At 72.4% G+C, this 6,267-nt stretch carries 6 protein-coding genes; 3 read left to right on the forward strand and 3 right to left on the reverse strand.

The features are described 5' to 3' along the window. Both GRC12_RS40620 and GRC12_RS40625 read left to right on the forward strand, forming a co-directional pair. Positions 1-658: MBL fold metallo-hydrolase (locus tag GRC12_RS40620; protein ID WP_208785473.1), on the forward strand; the 658-nt coding region annotated here is incomplete at its 5' end. Positions 659-689: 31 nt separating this feature from the next. Continuing rightward, a complete protein-coding gene (locus GRC12_RS40625; protein ID WP_208785474.1) occupies positions 690-1,502 on the forward strand; it encodes a DUF3097 domain-containing protein in 813 nt (270 codons plus the stop codon). Here GRC12_RS40625 and GRC12_RS40630 read toward each other — a convergent pair. From GRC12_RS40630 to GRC12_RS40640, 3 genes are all read right to left on the reverse strand, one after another. Further along, a complete protein-coding gene (locus GRC12_RS40630; protein WP_208785475.1) occupies positions 1,480-2,058 on the reverse strand; it encodes a Uma2 family endonuclease in 579 nt (192 codons plus the stop codon). The genes GRC12_RS40625 and GRC12_RS40630 overlap by 23 nt on opposite strands. Positions 2,059-2,157: 99 nt before the next feature. Continuing rightward, a complete protein-coding gene (gene hemW / locus GRC12_RS40635) occupies positions 2,158-3,390 on the reverse strand; it encodes a radical SAM family heme chaperone HemW (protein WP_208785476.1) in 1,233 nt (410 codons plus the stop codon). A gap of 31 nt (positions 3,391-3,421) precedes the next feature. Next, positions 3,422-5,344, reverse strand: a complete 1,923-nt coding sequence (locus GRC12_RS40640; protein ID WP_208785477.1) for an ATP-binding SpoIIE family protein phosphatase — start codon at positions 5,342-5,344, stop codon at positions 3,422-3,424. Positions 5,345-5,446: 102 nt separating this feature from the next. On the opposite strand from GRC12_RS40640, the gene GRC12_RS40645 reads away from it, so the two are divergent. Further along, positions 5,447-6,267, forward strand: an 821-nt coding sequence (locus tag GRC12_RS40645; protein ID WP_208785478.1) for a HAMP domain-containing protein, incomplete at its 3' end; no start/stop codon positions are given.

Genomic DNA, 6,267 nt, shown 5'->3' on the forward strand with positions numbered 1-6,267 from the left:
GGACTGCACGGCGGGGCTGGTCGTGGGGGCGGGCACGGCGCTGGTGATCGACGCCGGGTCGAGCCTGGCGGAGGGCGCGGAGCTGCGGACGCGGGCGGAGGCGCTGGCCGGTCGGCGTGTGACCCATCTCGCGCTCACGCATCCGCACTTCGACCACGTCCTCGGGGCGCCGGCCTTCGCGGGCGCGGAGGTGTACGGCGCGGTCGGCATCGACACGGTGTTCGAGGCCCGGCAGGCGCGGGAGGAGCTGCTGGCGGACGCGGTGCGCAACGGGCTGGACGCGGAGGTGGCCGAGGAGGCCGTGACCGCCCTCGTACCGCCCCGCCATCACGTCTCCGGCGAGTGCACCCTCGACCTGGGCGGGGGCCGGCAGGTGCTGCTGGCGAACGTGGGCCCCGGCCACACGGCCCATGACCTCGTGGTCCTGGTGCCCGGCTCGCCGGAGGTGGTCTTCTGCGGCGACCTGGTCGAGGAGTCCGGCGAACCGCAGGCGGGACCGGACGCCGTACCGTCGCACTGGCCGGCCGCCCTGGACAGGCTGCTGGCTCTCGGCGGCGAGGACGCGCTGTACGTGCCCGGTCACGGAGCGGTGGTGGACGCGGCGTTCGTACGGGCGCAACGGGACGCGCTGGCGGCGCGTTTCGGCGTGTCGCGGTGATCGCCGTCGCGCTTCTCCTATCGTCATCCGAATGCGCCAGTACTCCGCCGACCTGACCCCTCCCTGGAAGAAGCCGAAGCCCGTCCCGGAGGTCCCGGCGGAGCCCGGTCTGGTGGTGGAGGAGCCCGGCACCGGTTTCTGCGGGGCGGTGATCCGCTGCGAGGCCGGCACGGTGACCCTGGAGGACCGCTTCGGCAAGCACCGGGTGTTCCCACTGGAGCCGCGGGGGTTCCTGCTGGAGGGCAGGGTGGTCACCCTGGTGCGCCCCTCCTCGGCCCCGGCACGCCCCACCCGCACGGCCTCGGGCTCGGTCGCCGTCCCCGGCGCACGCGCGCGTGTGGCCCGCGCCGGGCGCATCTACGTGGAGGGCCGGCACGACGCGGAGCTGGTGGAGAAGGTCTGGGGCGACGACCTGCGCATCGAGGGCGTGGTCGTGGAGTACCTGGAGGGCGTGGACGACCTGCCGTCGATCGTGGCGGACTTCGCCCCCGGCCCGGACGCCCGGCTCGGTGTGCTGGTCGACCATCTGGTCCCCGGCACCAAGGAGTGGCGCATCGCCCAGGCGGTGACCAGCGAACACGCCCTCGTCGTCGGCCACCCGTACATCGACATCTGGGAGGCGGTGAAGCCGTCGGCCCTGGGCATCGAGGCATGGCCGCGCATCCCGCACGGGCAGGACTGGAAGACGGGCGTGTGCCGGTCGCTGGGGTGGCCCTCGGACAACACGGGGGCGGTATGGCAGGCGATCCTGAAGCGGGTGGGCTCCTACAAGGACCTGGAGCCGGAGCTGCTGGGGCGGGTGGAGGAACTGATCGACTTCGTCACGGGTAGCGGTGGGGCCTGACGTCGGGCAAGGTTCCGAAGTCACTCGTGGCCAGCTCGACTCCGAGCACATCCAACGACACGGGGTCACCGAACTTGGTGATCTGCTGAGTCAGGTAGTTGGCGTCTTCGCCGTCCCCCTCAGGCCTCGTCAGCAGGACACACTGGGCCATGATCGGATCGATGATGAGGTAAGCAGGCACCCTGCCCGCCGCGTAGATCGACCTCTTGACCACGTAGTCCTGATGAACACTCGACTTGGAGACCACCTCGACAACCGTGGTGACCAACTGCGACGGCAGCAGACGTCCTGAAGCAGGTAGGACGTCCGGTGCTGCCACGAGCAGGTCCGGAATGGGCACACTCTCCTCGCCGACGATGTCGACATCCTGGGTCTGGATGGGATACCAGCGATCCATGGGAATCTGCCGCAGTGTGTGCAGCACGATCAGGTTGTGCACCAGATCTGGACTGGCCATCATCACGATTACCCCCCGAAGAAGCTCAGCCTTGACGCCCTCGGGAGGCTCGAATGTGTCGAGGTAATCGGCCAGTCCACGCTCGTCCACAGCGGTCATCTCCAATGGCCTCCCATCCGCCGCGTCCTTTTCGCGGCAGCCTAAGAGCCAGGTTAGAGACCGAACCGGAGTTCTGGGGCGATTCACTCGCCCGAGTGATCAGTCCACCAGGTCCCTGACCACCGCGTCCGCCAGCAACCGCCCCCGCAGGGTGAGCACCGCACGACCCTCGTCGTACGGGTCCTGCTGCAGCAGTCCGTCCGTCAGGGCCCGGCGGGACGCGGCGAGGCCCTCCGGCCTCAGCAGATCCAGCGGAACACCCTCCCGCAGCCGCAGCTCCAGCAGGATCCGCTCCACCCGGCGGTCCTCGTCCGTCAGGAGTTCACGGCCGGCGCCCGGTGAGCGTCCCGCCGCCAGCGCCGCCGCGTACGCGCCGGGGTGCTTCACGTTCCACCAGCGCACCCCGCCGACGTGCGAGTGCGCGCCGGGGCCCGCGCCCCACCAGTCGGCGCCGCGCCAGTACAGCTCGTTGTGCAGGCAGCGGGCCTCGGGAGCGGTCGCCCAGTTGGAGACCTCGTACCAGTCGAAGCCCGCCGCGGACAGGACGTCCTCCGCGATCAGGTACCGGTCCGCGTGGACGTCGTCGTCCGTCATCGGGACCTCGCCGCGGCGGATCCGGCGGGCGAGCTGCGTGCCCTCCTCGACGATCAGCGCGTACGCCGACACATGGTCCGGGCCCGCCCCGATCGCCGCCTCCAGCGAGGCCCGCCAGTCGTCGTCCGACTCTCCCGGGGTGCCGTAGATCAGGTCCAGGTTGACGTGCTCGAAGCCGGCCGCCCGGGCCTCCGCGACACACGCCTCGGGGCGGCCGGGGGTGTGGGTGCGGTCCAGGACCTTGAGGACGTGCTGCTTCGCGCTCTGCATGCCGAAGGAGATCCGGTTGAAGCCGCCCTCGCGGAGGGCGGTCAGATAAGCCGGGTCGACCGACTCCGGGTTGGCCTCCGTGGTGACCTCGGCGTCGGGGGCGAGGCCGAACTCGTCGCGGATCGCCGACAGCATCCGTACGAGATCGCCCGCCGCCAGCAGGGTCGGCGTGCCGCCGCCGACGAAGACCGTGCGGACCGGGCGCGGGTCGTCGCCGAGGACCTTGCGGGCCAGGCGGATCTCGTCGACCAGGGTGTCCGCGTAGTTGTCCCGGGAGGCGAGGACACCGCCCGTGCCGCGCAGCTCGGTCGCGGTGTAGGTGTTGAAGTCGCAGTACCCGCAGCGGGTGGCGCAGTACGGGACGTGCAGGTAGAAGCCGAGGGGGCGGTCGGCCGCCCCGGTGAGCGCGGAGGCGGGGAGCGCGCCGTCGGCGGGGACCGGCTCGCCGTCGGGGAGTGCGGAAGGCATGCCCTCCATTGTCCCGTACCGCCGCGACTGCTCACTCCGCCTGCAGCACCAGCAGCGCCAGATCGTCCTCCGGCGGCCTGCCGCCGAACTCGTGGACCAGCCTCTTGATGCGCTCGGCGATCAGCTCCGCGCTCAGGCCGGCGCAGCCGGCCAGGGCGGTGGCGAGGCCGTCGGCGTCGTCGAACTGGCGGGAGCCGGAGCGGCGCTCGGTGACGCCGTCGGTGACGCACAGCAAGGTGTCGCCGGGGCCGAGCTCGAAGGTCTCGCTGGTGTAGGTCTCGTCCTCGATGACGCCGAGCAGGGTCTGCGGGCGGGCCGCCGTGCGGACGGTGCCGTCGGCGCCGAGCAGCAGCGGCAGCGGGTGGCCGGCGGAGGCGAGGGTGCAGCGGACGCCGTCGCCGACGGGCACCAGCTCGCCGTACAGGAGGGAGAGGAAGCGGGTCTGGGGACCGTCCCCGGGGCCCGGTGGGCGGCCGCTGGCGAGGGCGCGGGCCGCGGCGTCGGCGGCCTCCGTGGTGTCGTCGAGGAGCAGCTGGTTGAGGCGGTCGAGGACGTCGGCGACGCGGTAGCCCTCACGGGCCAGCAGCCGCAGCCAGGGCCGGGCGAGGCCGATCAGGACGGCGGCCTCGGGACCCTTGCCCTGGACGTCGCCGACGGCGAAGCACCAGCGGCCGTCCCCGGCCGGGAAGACGTCGTAGAAGTCGCCGCTGGGGCCGCCCTTGTCGCAGGGTTCGTAGACGAGTGCGCTGCGTACGCCGGGGATCTCGGCGACGGCGACGGGCAGCAGACCGCGCTGCAGGACCTGGCTGATGGTGGCCTGGCGGGCGTACTGGCGGGCCGTGCCGATGGCGAGGGCGACCCGGCGGCTGAGGTCCTCGACCAGGCCGGTGACCTCGTCGGGGAAGCGCGGCAGTCCGGAGCGGCCGATGACGAGGGTGCCGAGGGGGCGGCCGCCAGCGATCAGCCGGTAGGCGAGGGCGGTGCCGTGCGCCTCGCGCAGATCGAGCGCGGCTCCGGGCCAGGGGTACGGAACTGGCCCGGATCTCAAGCCCTCGGCAGGGCGCGGCGGATCCTTCTCCAGGGCCGCGCGCAGCTCCTCGATGCGGTTCTCGCTGCAGTGCCACACCCGGGCCAGCCGAGGCCCGGCGCCGGGGCCCGAGGCACCGTCGGCGTCCCAGCGGCCCATGGCCTCGTCCTCCGTCCACACCGCGCACCAGTCGGCGAGCCGCGGCACGATCAGCTGACCGGCGAGCGCGGCGACCAGGTTCTCGTCGAGCTGTCCGGCGAGCAGGTCGGAGGCCTCGGCGAGGAAGGACAGGGCGCCCCGTCCCAGCCACTCCCGGTCGCGCTCGGCGCGCCGGGGCTCGGGCGCGAGGATCTCGGCCACGTCGAGCCCGCGCTCCAGGGCCTCCCGGCCGGCGTACGCGGCGATCTCGTCGCCGGCCGGGTCGCCCTCGGCGGACAGCCGCGCCCACACCGTCTTCGCGCCCCGGCGGTAGGTGACGCCCCAGGACTCGGCGAGCGCGGTCACCAGCCGCAGTCCGCGCCCGTACTCCGGTGTCTCGTGCGGCGCTTCGGGCTCCGAGCCGCGCGGGGCACGGGAGGGGTGCTGGTCGCGGACCTCGACGACGAGCGCGCCGGTCGCCTCCTCCAGCCGGCACTCCACCTCGACGTCGGTGCCCGCGTGCACGACGGCGTTGGTGACGAGTTCGCTGGTGACGAGGACGGCGTCGTCGGTGAGGCGGTCGGTGATGTGCTCGGTGCCGGGCCGTTCCTCCTCGGCCCACTCGGCGCAGGCGGCGCGCACCAGGGCCCGGGCGGCCCCGGGCGTGACGGCGCTTCCGGGCAGCGTGGCGTGCGTCCGCGCGCCGCCCCGCGCGCCGTCCGCGTCCTGGCGCGCCGGCGCATCGGAGGCACGGGAAGCCGTCTCCCGTTGCGTCGGAATGGCCCCCATGCCCAACTCCCCGAGCAGTTCGGACGAATACGCCTCAGTCGATGCGGACAGAGTGACAGACTGGCCACGCCCATAAGCGCCGAGTTACCGAAGTGGGCCGCCATGAGTGAGAACAGTGGTACGCCAGTGCTCGAAGACGGACAGAAACCGGAACAACTCCGAGCATCTGAGCTGCGCCCGCTGCTCGCGGCGATGACGGCCGCGCGGGACGGCGACTTCACGAAGGTCCCGGAAACCGGCCATGGCATGGTGGCCGAACTGACGGCGCTCTTCAACCAGATCATGGACCGCAGCACTCACTTCAACGTCGAGGTGCAGCGGGTGAAGCGGGAGTTGGTGCGTCACGGGCGGCTCGACGAGCGGCTCACGGCGAGTCCGGGGCAGGGCGCCTGGACCTCCCGCGTCAACGATGTGAACCAGGTGCTGGACGCCCTGGTGGCCCCGGCGGCGAACGCGACCCGGGTGCTGGACGCGGTGGCCGGGGGCGATCTGACCCAGCGGGTTGATCTGCACGACGGCAACCGGCAACTGCGCGGGGATCTGCGCAGGCTGGGGCGGGCCGTGAACAAGATGGTCGATCAGCTGTCGCTGTTCACCGGCGAGGTGACCCGGGTCGCGCGCGAGGTGGGCACGGAGGGGCGTCTGGGCGGGCGCGCCAAGGTGCAGGGTCTGTCGGGCAGTTGGCGGGATGTGACCGAAGCGGTCAACACCATGGCGTCCCGGCTGACCGCGCAGGTGCGCGACATCGCCCTGGTGACGACGGCGGTGGCGCGCGGCGACCTGACCCGTACGGTCACGGTCGAGGCGACCGGTGAGCTGCTCGAACTGAAGCTGACCGTGAACACGATGGTCGACCAGCTGTCCGCCTTCGCCGACGAGGTGACCAGGGTCGCCCGCGAGGTGGGCACCGAGGGGCAGTTGGG

The organism is Streptomyces griseorubiginosus (assembly GCF_017614965.1).
Classification (GTDB): domain Bacteria; phylum Actinomycetota; class Actinomycetes; order Streptomycetales; family Streptomycetaceae; genus Streptomyces; species Streptomyces griseorubiginosus_B.

What these genes read in the sequence shown, in the direction of transcription:
- GRC12_RS40630 (WP_208785475.1), bottom strand. Translation starts at nt 2,058, where the DNA reads ATGACCGCTGTGGACGAGCGTGGACTGGCCGATTACCTCGACACATTC.
- hemW (WP_208785476.1), bottom strand. Translation starts at nt 3,390, where the DNA reads ATGCCTTCCGCACTCCCCGACGGCGAGCCGGTCCCCGCCGACGGCGCG.
- GRC12_RS40640 (WP_208785477.1), bottom strand. Translation starts at nt 5,344, where the DNA reads ATGGGGGCCATTCCGACGCAACGGGAGACGGCTTCCCGTGCCTCCGAT.
- GRC12_RS40625 (WP_208785474.1), top strand. Translation starts at nt 690, where the DNA reads ATGCGCCAGTACTCCGCCGACCTGACCCCTCCCTGGAAGAAGCCGAAG.